Annotated in this window: 17 protein-coding genes; 7 read left to right on the top strand and 10 right to left on the bottom strand. The window is 50.8% G+C overall.

Annotated features, from left to right (window positions below):
* Window positions 1–15: 15 nt before the first annotated feature.
* Complete coding sequence (locus H6G45_RS11670; protein ID WP_190598598.1) at window positions 16–195, bottom strand: hypothetical protein; 180 nt, start codon at window positions 193–195, stop codon at window positions 16–18.
* A 20-nt stretch (window positions 196–215) separates the two neighbouring features.
* Here H6G45_RS11670 and H6G45_RS11665 point away from each other — a divergent pair, with 20 nt between their 5' ends.
* Window positions 216–725, top strand: a complete 510-nt coding sequence (locus tag H6G45_RS11665; protein ID WP_190598597.1) for a L,D-transpeptidase — start codon at window positions 216–218, stop codon at window positions 723–725.
* Between the two features lie 135 nt (window positions 726–860).
* A complete protein-coding gene (gene ctpB, locus H6G45_RS11660; RefSeq protein ID WP_242018147.1) occupies window positions 861–2,378 on the top strand; it encodes a carboxyl-terminal processing protease CtpB in 1,518 nt (505 codons plus the stop codon).
* Between the two features lie 12 nt (window positions 2,379–2,390).
* Here the strand turns inward: ctpB and H6G45_RS11655 are convergent, their stop codons facing one another.
* The gene (locus tag H6G45_RS11655) at window positions 2,391–3,023 is read right to left on the bottom strand and encodes an L-threonylcarbamoyladenylate synthase (protein WP_190598596.1); all 633 of its coding nucleotides are present in this window, start codon (window positions 3,021–3,023) and stop codon (window positions 2,391–2,393) included.
* Between the two features lie 5 nt (window positions 3,024–3,028).
* Between H6G45_RS11655 and larC the strand changes: the two genes are divergently transcribed.
* A complete protein-coding gene (gene larC, locus H6G45_RS11650; RefSeq protein ID WP_190598595.1) occupies window positions 3,029–4,285 on the top strand; it encodes a nickel pincer cofactor biosynthesis protein LarC in 1,257 nt (418 codons plus the stop codon).
* A 249-nt stretch (window positions 4,286–4,534) separates the two neighbouring features.
* Here larC and H6G45_RS11645 read toward each other — a convergent pair whose 3' ends face one another.
* The 8 genes from H6G45_RS11645 to H6G45_RS11610 form a co-directional block, all read right to left on the bottom strand.
* The gene (locus H6G45_RS11645; RefSeq protein ID WP_190598594.1) at window positions 4,535–5,479 is read right to left on the bottom strand and encodes a F0F1 ATP synthase subunit gamma; all 945 of its coding nucleotides are present in this window, start codon (window positions 5,477–5,479) and stop codon (window positions 4,535–4,537) included.
* Window positions 5,480–5,610: 131 nt separating this feature from the next.
* Window positions 5,611–7,122, bottom strand: coding sequence for a F0F1 ATP synthase subunit alpha (gene atpA, locus H6G45_RS11640; protein WP_190598593.1), 1,512 nt, complete (start codon window positions 7,120–7,122; stop codon window positions 5,611–5,613).
* Between the two features lie 60 nt (window positions 7,123–7,182).
* Window positions 7,183–7,740 (bottom strand): ATP synthase F1 subunit delta, encoded by a 558-nt coding sequence (gene atpH / locus H6G45_RS11635; RefSeq protein WP_190598592.1) that lies wholly within the window; start codon window positions 7,738–7,740, stop codon window positions 7,183–7,185.
* Window positions 7,740–8,279 carry a F0F1 ATP synthase subunit B gene (locus tag H6G45_RS11630; RefSeq protein ID WP_190598591.1) on the bottom strand — a complete coding sequence of 180 codons (540 nt, stop codon included), beginning with the start codon at window positions 8,277–8,279 and terminating at the stop codon, window positions 7,740–7,742. The genes atpH and H6G45_RS11630 overlap by 1 nt, the downstream gene beginning before the upstream one ends.
* A 25-nt stretch (window positions 8,280–8,304) precedes the next feature.
* Complete coding sequence (locus tag H6G45_RS11625; protein WP_190598590.1) at window positions 8,305–8,736, bottom strand: F0F1 ATP synthase subunit B'; 432 nt, start codon at window positions 8,734–8,736, stop codon at window positions 8,305–8,307.
* A 116-nt stretch (window positions 8,737–8,852) separates the two neighbouring features.
* Window positions 8,853–9,098: an ATP synthase F0 subunit C gene (atpE, locus tag H6G45_RS11620; protein WP_010871369.1), complete on the bottom strand. Its 246-nt coding sequence runs from the start codon at window positions 9,096–9,098 to the stop codon at window positions 8,853–8,855.
* 193 nt (window positions 9,099–9,291) lie between these two features.
* Window positions 9,292–10,122, bottom strand: coding sequence for a F0F1 ATP synthase subunit A (atpB, locus tag H6G45_RS11615; RefSeq protein ID WP_199309721.1), 831 nt, complete (start codon window positions 10,120–10,122; stop codon window positions 9,292–9,294).
* 67 nt (window positions 10,123–10,189) lie between these two features.
* Complete coding sequence (locus tag H6G45_RS11610; protein ID WP_199309720.1) at window positions 10,190–10,696, bottom strand: ATP synthase subunit I; 507 nt, start codon at window positions 10,694–10,696, stop codon at window positions 10,190–10,192.
* Between the two features lie 209 nt (window positions 10,697–10,905).
* Between H6G45_RS11610 and H6G45_RS11605 the strand changes: the two genes are divergently transcribed.
* From H6G45_RS11605 to H6G45_RS11590, 4 genes are all read left to right on the top strand, one after another.
* Window positions 10,906–12,279: a GTPase gene (locus H6G45_RS11605; RefSeq protein WP_190598589.1), complete on the top strand. Its 1,374-nt coding sequence runs from the start codon at window positions 10,906–10,908 to the stop codon at window positions 12,277–12,279.
* 51 nt (window positions 12,280–12,330) lie between these two features.
* Complete coding sequence (locus H6G45_RS11600) at window positions 12,331–13,650, top strand: HAMP domain-containing sensor histidine kinase (protein WP_190598588.1); 1,320 nt, start codon at window positions 12,331–12,333, stop codon at window positions 13,648–13,650.
* Between the two features lie 49 nt (window positions 13,651–13,699).
* Window positions 13,700–14,782 (top strand): DUF4350 domain-containing protein, encoded by a 1,083-nt coding sequence (locus tag H6G45_RS11595; protein WP_199309719.1) that lies wholly within the window; start codon window positions 13,700–13,702, stop codon window positions 14,780–14,782.
* Between the two features lie 174 nt (window positions 14,783–14,956).
* Window positions 14,957–15,901: a MoxR family ATPase gene (locus H6G45_RS11590; protein WP_190598586.1), complete on the top strand. Its 945-nt coding sequence runs from the start codon at window positions 14,957–14,959 to the stop codon at window positions 15,899–15,901.
* Window positions 15,902–15,975 lie beyond the last annotated feature (74 nt).

Genomic DNA, 15,975 nt, shown 5'->3' with positions numbered 1-15,975 from the left:
TGGCTTGGGCAAATGTCAGCGACCCCATTCGCATTTGTCCGCCATGTAGTCACCTGGCAAAGGTTCATAGTATTTGTTTTCAAGGGTAGAAATCAGACAAGGGCCGGCGATCGCCGTCCAGAGAAAATGGACTTCTTGTTCTTGTTTTCGGGGCAGTTTGAGAAAAAATCGCTTAAAATAAGAGTAAGAACGCATTAGTAGTAGGATTATCATCCATGATATCTTCCCTTGTCCGATGGGGAGGGAGTTGCCTGGTGGTGGCGGGCATTCTTGCCACGGAAGTAGTTGCAGTTAATTTATTTGTTCCCGTTGTGGTCGCCCAGACCTACCAAGATACCCTCAATCGAAAAATGGCCATCCTCAAAAAATCCAAGGAGCGTTGGATTGAAGTTAATCTCTCGACCCAGCGTTTAACAGCTTGGGAGGGGCCAAAACCAGTCTATGCTGTGATTATTTCCACAGGGAAGAAAGACACTCCTACGATCCCTGGTATATTTGCGATTCAAAGCAAACGCAGTATTGATCGCATGAAAGGGGAAGATTACGATATCGATGATGTTCCCTACGCCCAATATTACAGTGGGGGCTATGCAATTCATGGAGCCTACTGGCACAAAAATTTTGGTACACCAGTAAGCCATGGCTGTATTAATTTAGCGGTTGACCATGCCAAGTGGTTATTTGAATGGTCAGAGGTACACACCCCTTTAGTTATTCATCCCTGAGCAGTACCTTAGCCTGGGATTTGTTTGCAAAGCCATCCACTGTCCCCAGGTAAACCAAGGAAGCCAGCCATTGAGACGAGTAAATGGACGATGCTTGATTTGATGACCTAATCTTGCCCACGAACTAGATTTTTCTTGCTAGGATTGGGCTTAAGTGGTTTAGTCCTCCGTTTTGGGGAAGGAATTCTGCCCTCCGCCGACCCAGTGTCCCATTGCATCGGACTTGATTATTTGTCTGCTTCCCTTTGCCCCACCCTGCCTTCCATGAGTCCCCATTTGCTTCGCCTCCGCCCCTTGGCTGCCGCTCTGGTATTTGCTTTCGGTTTGGGGGCTAATCTAAAGCCAGCCCTCAGCGCTCCCAACGTAATCAATCCCGATAGTCCCCCGTTGGCGACTCCAAAGGAGAATGACACTGGTGTGTCCGATAACGTGACCCTCTTGGAAAATAGCCCCAAGGCGGTGGTGGATGAGGTATGGCAGTTAGTTAATCAACAGTTTGTTGATAAGGACTTTAACCATTCCAATTGGTTATCCAAGCGCCAGGAATTATTGGGGCGCAATTATCAGGATAATGCTGAGGCCTACCGACAAATTGGGCGCATATTAAAAGATTTGAATGATCCCTATACCCGTTTTCTTTCCCCGGAGGAATTTGCCATCCTCAGCAGTCAAACGGCGGGGGAAGCTTCCGGTGTGGGGATCCGGGTGTTGATGGATAAACGCAGTAGTGACCTGGTGGTGGTGGATGTGATGCGGGGCACCCCAGCATTGAAAGCAGGTATTCGTCCTGGCGATCGCATTGTCCGCATTAACGGCCAACCGGCGGCCTTGATGTCCTTAGAGCAGGCCACGGAGGCGATCCAGGGGGAGATTGGCAGTGAGTTGAGTTTGCAACTTTCCCGCCCCAAAAGCGGTGTTTTCAGTGTTACCCTCAAACGGGAAAATATCGAAATTGATTCCGTTACCTACAACGTTAAGGAAGAAGGGGAATTGCGGGTAGGTTATATCCGCCTAGATGAATTCAGTTCCCACTCCGCTGAGCAGATGGAAAAGGCGATTACGGAGCTGAACAATAGTCGTATTAGTGGTTACATCTTAGACCTGCGGGGCAACCCTGGGGGCTTGTTGCTTTCTAGTATTGACATTGCCCGCCTCTGGCTCAATCGGGGGGAAATTGTCAGTACCATTGACCGACGGGGCGGCGATCGCCATTTTTCGGCCAACGGCAGGAGCCTAACGGATTTACCCTTGGTGGTATTGGTCAATGAACGTTCCGCCAGTGCCAGTGAAATCTTGGCGGGGGCATTAAAAGAACAGGGAAGGGCTACTGTAGTGGGTACTGCTACCTACGGGAAAGGTACGGTGCAGTCTGTTAACACCTTGTCCGACGGTTCCGGCTTGGCAGTCACCATTGCCCGCTACTATCCCCCCAGTGGCACAGATATCAACCACAAAGGCATCAGTCCCGACATTCATCTAGACATTTCTAACGATACTAAGCTCCAGTTTCGCAACGACCCAGACTTAATCGCCACGGATGTTGATCCCCAATATCAGCGGGCCATTAGTGTGCTACGTCAACATCGCCATAGCTTAGGTCTACCACCGACCAAGGACCTGGGCATAGGGTTATTGGAACCCAGTCAACTTTAATCGGATTCCACACTAGAAAAGATCTCGCAGGGTTTCCCAACCCAGTCCTTCCCGCACTACCTTTGGTTCTTTGTCGGTGAGATCAATAATGCTGGAGGTTTGATAGCCAGGCTCCTGGTCATCGTCGATGATGATGTCCACTAATTTGTCGAACAGGTCAAATAATTTCGCCTTTTCTGTCATGACAAACTCGTCTTGATCCGGTAGGTGGGCGGAAGTGGAAATAATTGGATTGCCTAAATTTTGCAGAATTTCTTGGCAAATGGGGCGATCGGGCACCCGTATGCCGGTGGTTTTTCGCTTTGGCTCCACCACTAGCTTCGGCACCTGTTTTGTGGCCGGCAGGAGAAAAGTGTAGGGTCCAGGAATCAACCGACGCATGAGGCGATAGGCATTGTCCGACACCACTGCATATTCAGCGATATTAGACAGGGACGAACAGAGAAACGTTAACGGTTTATTATTGGAGAGTTGCTTCAGTTGTCTGACCCGTTGAACGGCATTTTTATCGTTGAGATCACAACCGATGGCATAGACCGTATCGGTGGGGTACAGCATAATTGCCCCCTGGCGCAGACTTTTGCAAATCACCTCAACGGTGCGCTGTTGGGGGGTTTCGGGATGAAGATTGTAGAAGGTGGCCATTGTTTATGGGGTTGATTGCTTATTTTGACTGTCCCACGGGGATTTCCGGTGATATGTGCCTGGGGGCTTTGGTGTCGGCAGGGGTTCCCCTAGAATACCTGATGGAGAAACTGGCCCTGCTGGGTTTGGCCCATGAATATCGCTTGGCAGCGGGCATGGTACAAAAACAAGGCCAGGCGGCCACCAAAGTGGAAGTGCATCTATTAACAGAGCCGTCTTCCGATCGCCATCACCATGGAGGGCGGCATTTACCGGAAATAGAGCAATTAATCAAAGGGTCCAATTTACCAGCTAGGGTCAGTCGTTGGAGTTTGGCCATTTTCCATCAACTGGCGATCGCCGAGGGGGAAGTACACGGTATTGAGCCGGAGGCAGTACATTTCCATGAAGTGGGGGCCACCGATGCCATTGTTGATATTGTGGGTACCTGTTTGGGACTGGATTATTTAGGCATTGACAAATGTTATTGGTCCGCTTTGCCCACGGGCAGTGGTACGGTGCGGGCGGCCCATGGTGATTTACCGGTTCCAGTCCCGGCGGTGTTACGACTCTGGGAAACTCGCCAAGTACCAGTTTATGACAATGGTTTGACGGGGGAGTTGGTCACCCCCACCGGAGCGGCGATCGCCGTTACTTTAGCCAACCAATTTGGCACTAAACCCCCATTCAATTTGCAAAAATTAGGACTGGGGGCGGGGAGTAAGGAATTACCGTTGGCCAATATTCTCCGACTCTGGATCGGGACGGAATCCCAAACCGCCAAAACACCGAAGGAAATCCCCTTTGGGCAACTGGAAACTATCACTGTGCTGGAAACCCAATTGGATGATCTCCAACCCCAGGCCGTGGGTTATCTACTGGAAAGTTTGCTCCACCAAGGGGCGATCGATGTTTTCACCCAGGCGATCGCCATGAAGAAATCCCGCCCTGGCATTTTACTCACTGTGCTTTGTGCGCCAGAAAATCAAAATCACTGCCTCAATTTACTCTTCCGGGAAACCACTAGTCTTGGTGTCCGAGTACGCCAACAACAGCGCTATGCCCTGGAACGGGAATGGCAAACTGTGGTTATTGCCCATGGCTCCATCCGCATCAAAGTGGCCTACAGCTATCAGGCCGGTACAAAAATTATTCTCAATGCCCACCCCGAATTTGTCGATTGTGCCGCCCTGGCCAAAGCCACCGGTCAGCCCTGGCAATTAATTCACCAACAGGCGATCGCCGCTTGGTCCAGTCTCAGCAAAGATTCAGCCCAGGGTTGAGGTGACATTAGTTAACAAAAGGCTCAGCGTTGTCGAGCCATGGAATCAAATCGTCAACGGTCAAGTTCAACAAATCGCCCAATGTTGGCACCACATCTGGCCCTTGGTAAACTATCGTAAGCTGCAACTGGATTGTTCCCTAAACCTCGATATGGTTAGACCCGAAGCGATAGAGGGAAACCAAGACCTTGAAACAGAAAAACTCCCACCCCGAAGGGCAGGAGCCGTGTAAAAAGATCACTAAATGGGTTAGAGGGAATTAGCCCCAGCTACCACCTCCAACAATTCCTGGGTAATGGCCGCCTGACGAGCCTTGTTATAGGACAGGGTCAAACTGCCAATTAACTGTCCAGCATTGTCACTGGCATTACTCATGGCCGTCATCCGAGCCGCCAACTCACTGGCCGCCGATTCCTGCAGAGCCCGCAGTAATTGGTTGGTATTGTAAAGAGGCAACAAAGCCTCGAGAATTTGCACCGGATCCTGCTCAAAAATCATATCCTGGGGAAAACTCTCCACCGGAGATTCTAGTTTTTCCCTTTCCACCTGGAATTTACCGCCCCTGGTAATCAGCCGGAAAATTTCATCATCGGGGGCTTCCAATCCCTGGGGAGAGAGGGGAAACAGGGTTTGGACCACAGGTTGGGAGCTAATCAAAGAAACAAACCGAGTGTAAATCAACTCCACCCGATCCACTGCCTCGGAAACAAACAAAGCCACCAGAGAATCGGCAATTTGAGCCGCTTCGGAAGCGTTGGGAATTTGTTCTAAGTTGGCGTAGCTGGCGGCCACAGCGTAATCCCGCCGGCCGAAATACTGTTTGGCCTTACTGCCCACCAACACTAGTTTGACTGCAATGCCTTGGCTTTTTAATTCCTTGGCCCGTTGCTCTGCTCGCTTAATGGCGTTGACGTTATAACCACCGCACAACCCCCGATCACCAGTGACCACCAGGAGGGCCACCGCTTTAGGTTCCCGCTGTTCAAATAAGGGTAATTCTGTTTCTGCAAAGGAAAGACGATTTTGCAGATTGTATAGCACCTGGGCGAGGGCATCGGCAAAGGGCCTGGTGGAAAGTACCTGTTCCTGGGCTCGACGTACTTTGGCGGCCGCCACTAGGCGCATGGCTTCAGTAATTTTTTTGGTATTTTTGACCGACTGAATCCGGTCACGAATCGCTTTGAGGTTAGGCATAGGACGTTACACCCGTTAAATTTATCTTTTTAATTGTTCTGGAGCCTAAATGTGGATCCCTAAAATCAGGGGTGGGGAAAAGTCGAGCTCGGCCCAGACCCTTCCCCCCAACTCACCGACTTGGGCATTGATTAGGCGGCAAAACCTTGGGTGAATTCTTTAATCCCTTCTTTCAACAAAGTTTCCGCTTCTTCGGTAAGAGCTTTTTGGCTACCGATAATTTCCACGTACTTGGCTTTGTTGGCCTTGAGGTAATCCCGCAGACCCTGGGCAAATTCCGTCACTTTTTCCACGGGGATGGTGTCAATGTAACCATTCAAACCAGCGTAGCTGATGGCCACCTGTTCCCACACGGACAATGGAGAATTTTCCGGCTGTTTCAGCAGTTGGCGTAACCGTTGACCCCGGGCCAATTGGGCTTGGGTGGCGGCATCCAAATCAGAAGCAAATTGGGAAAAGGCTTCTAGTTCAGCAAACTGGGCCAATTCCAGTTTCAATTTACCAGCCACTTTTTTCATGGCTTTGGTTTGGGCGGCGGAACCTACCCGACTTACCGAAATACCAGCATTAATGGCAGGACGGAAACCAGCGTTGAACAGGTCGGTGGAAAGGAAAATTTGACCGTCGGTAATGGAAATTACGTTGGTGGGAATATAAGCAGATACGTCCCCGGCTTGGGTTTCAATCACCGGCAGGGCGGTCATGCTGCCACCACCGAGGGCATCACTCAATTTAGCGGCCCGCTCCAACAAACGGGAGTGGATGTAGAATACGTCACCGGGGTAAGCTTCCCGACCGGGGGGACGACGCATCAACAGGGACATTTGCCGGTAAGCCTGGGCTTGTTTGGTCAAATCGTCATAGATTACCAAGGTGCTCTTGCCTTGATACATGAAGTGTTCCGCCAAGGTGGCACCGGTGTAGGGGGCCAAATATTGCAGAGTGGCGGGGTCGTTGGCATTAGCGGCTACCACAATGGTGTAGTCCATGGCCCCTTTGTCGGTCAGGGTATCGATGATTTGGGCTACGGTGGAAGCCTTTTGACCGATCGCCACGTAAACGCAAACCACGTCTTCGGACTTCTGGTTAATGATGGTGTCAATGGCGATCGCCGTTTTACCAGTTTTACGGTCCCCAATGATCAATTCCCGCTGACCCCGACCAATGGGAATCATGGCGTCGATGGCGGTAATGCCGGTTTGCATGGGCTCACAAACGGATTTCCGTTCAATAATCCCAGGGGCCGGAGATTCCAACAAACGGGTAGCAGAGGAAGTAATGGGACCCTTACCGTCGATGGGACGACCGAGGGAATCCACAACCCGACCCACCATGGCATCCCCTACGGGAATTTGGGCAATCTGGCCGGTGGTTTTAACGGTACTGCCTTCTTGAATATTGATGCCATCTCCCATCAACACTGCACCGACGTTATCTTCTTCCAGGTTGAGGGCAATACCAATGGTGCCGTCTTCAAACTCCAGTAACTCCTGGGACATCACCTGTTCCAGACCATAAATCCGGGCGGTACCATCCCCTACCTGGAGCACTGTGCCCACATTGGACACCTGCACACTCTGATCATAGGACTCGATTTGCTGGCGGATGATACTGCTAATCTCGTCGGGTCTAATGCTTACCATAGTCTTAATTTTCCGTTGAAAAAGTGAATATAAAGCGTCGCTGGGCGACCAAACTAACTGCTAGAGGGCGGTCCCGAGACTTAGACCAACCCGGCGGAGTTGACCCCGTAAACTGGAATCGAACACCTGGGAACCGACTTTGATGACAATGCCCCCCAGAATATCTCCATCGATTTTGGTTACCAATTCCACCGACTGGGCTCCGGTAAGTTGTTTAACTTTCTCTTTCACCTGATCCTTTTGGGCATCGGTGAGCTTGAGGGCGGAGGTCACTTCGGCTAACACTGTATTGGTGAACTGTCGCAACAGGACCAGGTATTGCTCGCAAATGGCTTCGAGGAAAATGATCCGGCGTTTATCCACCAACAACATCAGGAAGTTGATCAGGTAGCCATTGCCCCCTTCTCCCATCACAGAACGCAGCACAGATTTTTTATCTTCGTCCTTGACCACCGGGCTAGAAAGGGCGGCGGCTAAATCCGGAGATTCATTCAGTAGAGCCAAAATGGAGCGCAGGTCTTCACCAAAAGCCTCCGTTAGGTTTTGCTGTTGGGCCAGTCCCATCAATGCCTGGGCATAGGGTTCAGCAATTTTACTGCTGTACATAGAACTTTTCATTAACGACCTCCCAATTGGGCAATACTGCGTTCGATTAACCGATCCTGGGTATCCTCATTGAGGCGATCGCGCAGGTCAGCTTCGGCCTTGGCCACTGCCTGTTCAGCGATGCGGCGCTTTAATTCCGCAATGACCCGGTCCTGCTCGGCACCCAAATCCTGGGCCGCTGTTTCTTGCATCCGGCGTAGGTCGGTTTCCGTCTGGGCTGCAATTTCCTGTTTAGCCACCTCTGCCCGTTGACCCGCGTCCTGGACAATGCGGGCGGCCTCAGCCTTAGCTTGGGCCAATTTTTTCTCTTCCTCCGCTAAAATCTGGGCAGATTTGCGTTGGCGAGTCTCAGCCTCTTCAATGGCATCAGCAATTTTTTGACGGCGATCGCCAAGGATTTTACCCAAGGTTTTCGGCGCATAGTAAATAATAATTCCCAGCAAAATGGCCAGGTTAAAGAGGTTGGCTTCCAAAAAATCTAAATTGATTCCGAACCCCCCTTCCCCCGCCGCATGGGCTTCGGCCGCTAGGATGAACAAGGTATTAAGCATAATGGCAACTAAGTCTATAGGGCACTTATTTAATCAATTCAGGGCCTAACAATTTGTGCAAAATCTGATCACTCAGGGCAGCCACCTCCTGTTCCAAAGAACTCAGAGCCGACTGCCGTTGGGCCTCGATTTCCTGCGCCGCCGTTTCCTTCTGCCGTTGGGATTCCCGTTGGGCCTCCGCAATCTTTTCCGCCGCCAAACGCCTAGCTTCCGCTTGGGCATCAGCGATCACAGCCTGGGACTGCCGACGGGCATCGGTAATCTGTTGCTCATACTCCTGGGTAATCGCCTTGGCCTTGGCTAACCGCTCCCGGGCATCCTCTTCATTGGTGCGAATGTAATCAGCCCGTTCATCCAAAACCTTATTCATCGGCTTGTAGAAAATGGCATTGAGCAGGAACGCGAGAACCACGAACTGCAATGCCATCAGGGGCAGGGTGGCATCAAAATCAAACATTGTTTTACAAAAACTAGGTCAGGGATTAGCGGAATAATCCCCACAAACCCAACGAATAGCGGATTGGCGGGGTGAGGAGACGCGATCAACTCACGTCTCGGGCTACGAATCCGTCCTTACGCGAAGGGGTTGGCGAACAACAATACGAGGGCGATAACCAGACCGTAAATTGTCAAGGATTCCATGAATGCCAGGGTCAACAGCAAAGTACCCCGAATTTTTCCTTCAGCTTCGGGTTGGCGAGCAATACCGGACACGGCTTGGCCAGAAGCATTACCTTGACCAATACCAGGACCGATCGCCCCTAAACCAACAGCAAGGGCAGCGGCAATGACAGAAGCGGCAGCAACGGTAGAATCCATAATTTTTTTCCTTTTAGCTAACAAAACGACAGTAAAGTTTAGGATTTTCGGAGTAAATTTCCACCAGATTAAAAATAGACCTGGGGAAACGGACAACTCCTGGGGGGAGCATGGGCCCAGGCAAGCATCGGGCAGGGCAGGTCAACCGCAAGGGGTCAAACCACCATGGCCGTAGAGATCTTACACCGGAGGGCTAATGCTCTTCACCTTCAGACTCGATCGCCTCATGGATATAGGCTCCGGCTAAAGTGGCAAACACCAAGGCCTGGATCGCACTGGTGAATAAACCCAATGCCATCAGGGGTAAAGGTACAAGTAAAGGCACAAGCAGTACAAGCACTGCCACCACCAACTCGTCCGCAAGGATGTTACCAAATAAACGGAAGCTCAGGGAAAGGGGCTTAGTGAAGTCTTCTAAAATCTTGATGGGTAAAAGAACGGGAATGGGTTGCACATAGTTGGCGAAATACCCCAACCCCTTCTTCCTGAGACCTGCATAGAAGTAGGCCAAGGAGGTAAGCAACGCCAGGGCAACAGTTGTATTGATATCGTTGGTGGGGGCCGCCAATTCTGCTCCATCGGGGATGTGAATTAGCTTCCAGGGTAATAGAGCCCCGGACCAGTTAGATACAAAAATAAACAGAAACAATGTGCCGATAAACGGTAGCCAAGGGCGGTATTCCTTTTCCCCCAGTTGGTTCCGTGCCAGATCCCGGAGGAACTCCAGCACATATTCCATGAGGTTTTGGATGCCGCTGGGAACCCGTTGCACATTTCGCGTAGCCGCGAGGGAAGCAATTACCAGCAATAAAATGACAAACCAAGAGGTTGCAAATGTTTGCCCGTGTAATTTGAGGTTCCCAATTTCCCAATACCACTGCTGACCCACTTCCAGGGCAGCTAGAGGAAACAAATTTAAAACACTCAAACCAGCTAACATTGTTATTCGGTGAGATTGACGGGGTAAAGAGGAAAGCTGTTGGCACTCAACAAACCTTAGCAACCAGGAAAGGCTCCCTTGCATAAACTAGGAGATACTACCCGGGACTAAGCTAGTCCATAGCCCAGACCTTTCTTCAACCTCTCATCATCTAATCCGCTGTGGGCGTAAACACGCTTTGCAGCATATAGAAAATGATCGCAGCTTTATAGGTTAGGAATCCCAGAAAAATAGGTAAAACCTCGAGGCTTTCCCTTTGGGTGGCGATGATGATCAGCCCAACAAAAACTGCTAAACCTTTCACCCCAGCCCGCCCAGACTGGGTTCCGATCCTTTCCACATCTTTTGCCAATAGCTTGAGGTATATCAGTCCCACCAGTGCTCCGAGCAAATAATTTAAAGCTATATTGAGGGAATAGGCCCAGACAACACAGACAAAAATTATCGCCGTAGCCACCAGGGTCCAGGTCAACAACTGCCGTTGCAACCGGTAAAAGTCAGCCATTCCGTTATCCACTACCGTTTCCGCTTCCATAAGCTTCGGGGCAGGGGCACTGGGGAAATTTTGACCCTCGGACGATGGAGTTGGCGGTGTCACACTCTGACTACTAGCAAGGTGAGAAATGGAGTTTGGGCAATGGTCTTCCTTGGTAATCAAGGACCACCTACCCTAAGCCAGAAGCGATCATATCACGCTGTCGCAACCGATTCTTAGTTTTTTGTTTTTTGTCTAGACCCCCAGCAAGGACGGCAATCCCCCTGGCGATCGCCGCAGAAAATTGCCAAGATCACCTAGGTAGCTGATTCTGGCCGTTGTCCGAGGCCCGTCAGTTCCCCCATCCTGTGTAGCATTTTTCCCCAGCGGCCATGGTTCTTCCCCCCAATTCTCCCCAGCCCGAGGTCAACGAAGCCAAAAACCCAGACAAAATTGACCAGGAAATTATTACCCATCCCAATCACCCCCTAGCTCCGTCCGACCAACCAGAGCAAACTTGGCCAATTCATACATGGTGGCAAAACACCCGTCAGCATCTGCAAAACCTCCTGCCCCTGGAGTATTGGAAAAAAAAGCTCCTAGACCGCCTTTGGGTGGATGAAGCCGAAATTGCCGACATCTTGGCCCAATTGCGTCAGGAACTACCCACCACGGAAGCCTTGCTTATTGGCAAACCTCAATCTGGGAAAAGCTCTTTGGTAAGGGGATTAACCGGGGCCTCCGCTGCCATAGTCGGCCAAGGTTTCCAGCCCCACACCCAAAACACCGCCCGCTATGCCTACCCTTCGCCAGAGCTTCCTCTGTTAATTTTCACCGACACCGTTGGTTTGGGGGATTTGGGCCACGACACCCAATCTTTAATTGAAGAGCTCAAGACAGAGCTAGCCGACCCGCAGGAGGTTAATCCAGCGGCGAAAATTTTACTGCTTACTGTCAAAATTACCGATTTTGCCACCGACACCCTCCGGCAAATTATTGAGGATTTAAAAACCGCCTATCCCCAAATTCCCTGCCTGTTGGTGGTGACCTGTCTCCATGAAATTTACCCCCACCCCAGCGATGACCATCCCCCCTATCCCCCCGACCAACCGGAAATAGAGCGGGCCTTCGCCGCCATTACCAAAAATTTTGGTCCCTGGATTGACGGAGCGGTGATGGTGGATTTTACCAGGGAAGAAGATGGCTATAGCCCTGAGTTTTACGGTCTAACAGCGCTGCGCGATCGCCTGGCGGAGAGACTCCCCAAGGCCGAAGCCCAAACCCTGCATCAACTATTGGATGGGGAAACGGGCAAGCGACTGGGCAACATTTACCGGGATGTGGCCCGCCGGTATATTTTGGCTTTTTCTGTCATGGCGGCAACCTTGGCCGCAGTACCCCTCCCCTTTGCGACGATGCCCGTGCTGACGGCGCTCCAAGTTTCCTTGGTGGGATTGCTGGGTAAACTCTATGGGCAAGTGTTGACCCCTTCCCAGGCAGGGGTGGTGGTCAGTGCCATTGCGGGGGGATTTTTGGCCCAGGCAGTGGGGCGAGAACTGATTAAATTTGTGCCGGGATTTGGTTCCGTGGTGGCGGCATCCTGGGCAGCGGCCTACACCTGGTCTTTGGGGGAAGGGGCCTGTGTTTATTTTGGGGATTTGATGGGGGGCAAGAAACCAGATCCACAAAAAATCCAAGCGGTGATGCGAAATGCTTTCCAAGAAGCCCAAAATCGGTTTAAAAATCCCCCTAGTGGCCATAATTAGGTTAGGTTCTCCCAAGGCCATGGCCACAAAAAATTGGAGTGATCACCATCCATGTTCAGATTGGTTCAGGGGCAGGCTCCCCATACCCTGCACACGTTGGGAACGGCGGCGGCGGTTAATTGGTTTAAGAGTATTTGTCTGATTTTGGCTGATAACCAGATTCAGTGCAGTGTTTGGGCTAAGTTTAGTGGGCAATCTCCCTGGCAAACGGCGATCGCCGACTATAGTCAAACAGGGTTGTTGAAGCATTTATATTGGTGTCGTCCCGGGGATGGGGATGAGCCGGGGCCGGTGGCGGGGTTGAGGTTGGACCTAAAAACAACCATTAGCCCATTGCTTTTGGAAGTTGATACCCATTGGCAGGGGGAAAGTTTTTTCTGTTTTCTCAGCGCCGAAATTAGCCTCTTAATTTTGCTGAATGAATCCCCGGAAAACCCCAAGGTAGTCAATATTTTACAAAGCTTTTCTCCACAGGTGATTGGGCATTATTTAAATCAATTAAAACAATTATTGGTGGTGGCGGACGATTTGCCAGTGGATTTGTTCGCACCGGAGAAGCTGCCCTCCAGCGCTGATTTGGATTTGGTTAATCAACTGGTGCAGGGGATGGGACCACCGCTCAAAAAAATTACGAGTAATGATAATAAGCAGCCGAATTATACGGCGATCGCCAACTCCTTTGTGGTTAATTTGATTCGGGAATTGGGTATTCCCCTCACCAATACCAAAACAGCACTGCAATTGTTGGAATCTTTTCAACACAAAAAGGAAGCCCGCCAGCGATATTTAGACTTAATTAGACAAAATTGTGATCGCCAAACTGATTTGATCACTGGTTTACAGGCGTTGTTGGAAATTGATGCCACTGCCCCCTCCCCGGAATCAGTGTCAATTGCCGATTGCATTATGGGGGTAATCGGTATTTACCAACCCATCGCTGCAGAAAAATCAATTACCTTGAACTCTACTGTGGTGGAAAACTGTCCTCCAGTGGCCTGTTCTCGGGCGGATTTGCAAGCCATACTGCAAAGATTATTAGAAAATGCCCTGCAATTCACTGACTCTGTGGGAAGAGTGCAAATTAAAGCCTATCACCAGGAATTTCAGGTGGAAATTGTGGTGAATGATAGTGGTTGTGGCATTGCCAGAGCGGACATCCCCCATTTATTTGAATGTTTTTTCCGGGGGCAAAATACTTCCTCGGGAACACAGGGGGCGGGGTTGGGTTTGACCATTGTCCATCGCCTAGTGGAACGGTGGGGTGGCAAAATCACTGTCCACAGTCGCCCCGGACAAGGTAGTAATTTCCACATTTTTTTGCCAGCTATGGTGGATAATTCCCTCGGCCACCGTTTTGTGGTCACCAACTAGGTTTTGTTCTCTGATGTTCTGATCTGTGGGTCTTGGTCCGCCGTTGCCAATGTTATTTAAATCCCGTCGTAATTTGATTATTCTGCTGGCGATCGCCGTGGTGGCGGTGGGGGCATTACTGTGGGCAGGAACCGGGCGGGCAGACCATCTGCAGGGGTCCACCTATAGTACTAATCCGGGGGGCTATGGCGCTTGGTGGCAATGGATGGAACAAAGGGGAAACCCCGTAGAGCGGTGGCGTAAACCGGGGGACGAACTCACCAATTTACCAACCCCGGTAACTTTACTAAGAATTGACCCCCGACCGATCACTAACATTGCGCCCTATGGAGATGGCGGTAATGTCACCCCCCAGGAGCGGGAGTGGGTAGCCAGTGGTAATCGTTTGGTTTACCTAGGACGATGGGCCGAATTGACCGAAGCTCCCTTTAATCAAACCGTAGTTAGTGACCAGGGCCCGGTACGCATTCAGGGCAGAAGGCGATCGCCCCAAAAGGAAGGGAAAATATTAGCGGACGAATACGGCACCCTCATTTGGCGGCAACGGCAAGGCAAGGGAGAAATTATCTGGGTGGTACCGCCCTTTTTGGCGGCCAATGCTTTTCAGGATGACCCAGGCAACTTTGCCCTGCTCCAATCTTTACTGACGGAAGGTAATCATCCCCTCTGGGTGGATGAATATTTACACGGCTATAAGGATACGGAAACCCTCCAGAAGGAAGGGGTGGCATCGGTGTGGGCCTATCTGCAAAACACGCCCCTAATGCTAGTTTTTCTGCAATCCCTAGTGGCTGTGATTCTCCTAGTCATTTTTGGGAACCGACGTTTTGGCCAACCCCAAGCACCACCTAGTCTGACTAGCAACAATAATCAAGCCTATATCCATGCCCTTGCCCAGGTGTTGGAAAAAGGCGATCGACCTCAATTTGTGGTGCAACAATTGCTCCAGGCGGAAAGTCCCTCCCTACAGAGGCGATTAGGCAATTTGCCCAAGGCCAAGGAAAGTGAAGCTACTGCGGCCTTACTAACCAACCTTAGCCACCCAGACAAATTGCCCAAAAATGAGAGTGACTTACGGGTATGGTTAAAACAATGGCAACAACTGCAAGCCCAACTACCTCCCTCTAGTTAAAATCCATTGGGCAATGGTCTCAAACCTAGTGGGGTGGAGTAACTGCCCATTATGGGGGCTGATTGAGTTAATGTTTTGCGTTTATTTCGGTGTTTTTAGGGCTTTTGCCAATCAACTCTGCTAAAACTGCCATTGCCATCAATTGCTCGATTTTCCTTCCCTTGACCAAACCCTATGACCCGTCCCCTGTTTAACGAACTCCGTGGCCATTTGGAAACATTTTTGGTGGGCCAACCCCATCTCATCCAGGAATTACTGGTGGCTCTGTTGGCCGGGGGCCATGTGATCATAGAAGGGGTGCCGGGTACGGGCAAAACTCTGTTGGTAAAACTCCTAGCCCAATCGATCCAATCCCAATTTAGGCGGGTACAACTAACCCCGGATATGTTGCCGTCCGACATGGTGGGGGTAAACGTGTTTGACTTCAACCAGCAGGCCTTTAGCCTCAAACAGGGCCCAGTGTTTACCGAAATTTTGCTAGCGGATGAAATCAACCGCACTCCTCCCAAAACTCAGTCTGCTCTGTTGGAAGCGATGGAAGAGCAACAAGTGACCCTCGATGGCCAGACCCATGCGCTACCAGCTCTATTCTGGGTAGTGGCCACCCAAAACCCCTTGGAATTTGAAGGTACCTATCCCCTACCGGAAGCCCAACTAGACCGCTTTTTATTTAAGCTAGTGGTGGACTATCCCCCCCAGGCCGCAGCGAAACAAATGTTGGTCAATTTCCAGCGGGGTTTCCATGCCCAACGGCAAGACCTGGAGCAGTTAACCACCATTGCTACCGTAGAAGAAATTTTGGCCAGCCGGCGATTGGTGGAGGATATTACAGTGGATGAAAAACTTTTGGATTACCTCTTGGCCCTGGTGGAAAAAACCCGCTATCACCCCGATGTTTTGATTGGAGCTTCCCCTAGGGCCTCCCTCCGTTGGTTGCAAGCCGCCAAGGCCGATGCTTGGCTAAATGGGCAGGAATACTTATTACCGGATAATCTCAAAACCGTTGCCCCACCCCTATTACGTCACCGTTTAATCCTACGACCGGAAGCCCAGCTTGATGGCATTGGCATTGATGATGTGATCACCGCCATTGTGGAACAAACCGCAGTGCCCCGTTGAACCGGAAGGACCGAGATTCAGAATCCCCATGGCCATTGGTGTAAGGTTGAAGAAAGGCCCTGGGCGGAACTCAA

Origin of the sequence: Synechocystis sp. FACHB-383, assembly GCF_014698605.1 — a bacterium.
Lineage (GTDB): Bacteria > Cyanobacteriota > Cyanobacteriia > Cyanobacteriales > Microcystaceae > Synechocystis > Synechocystis salina.
Note: the sequence above shows the minus strand (reverse complement) of the source record. Positions and strands in the feature narration are given on the sequence as shown.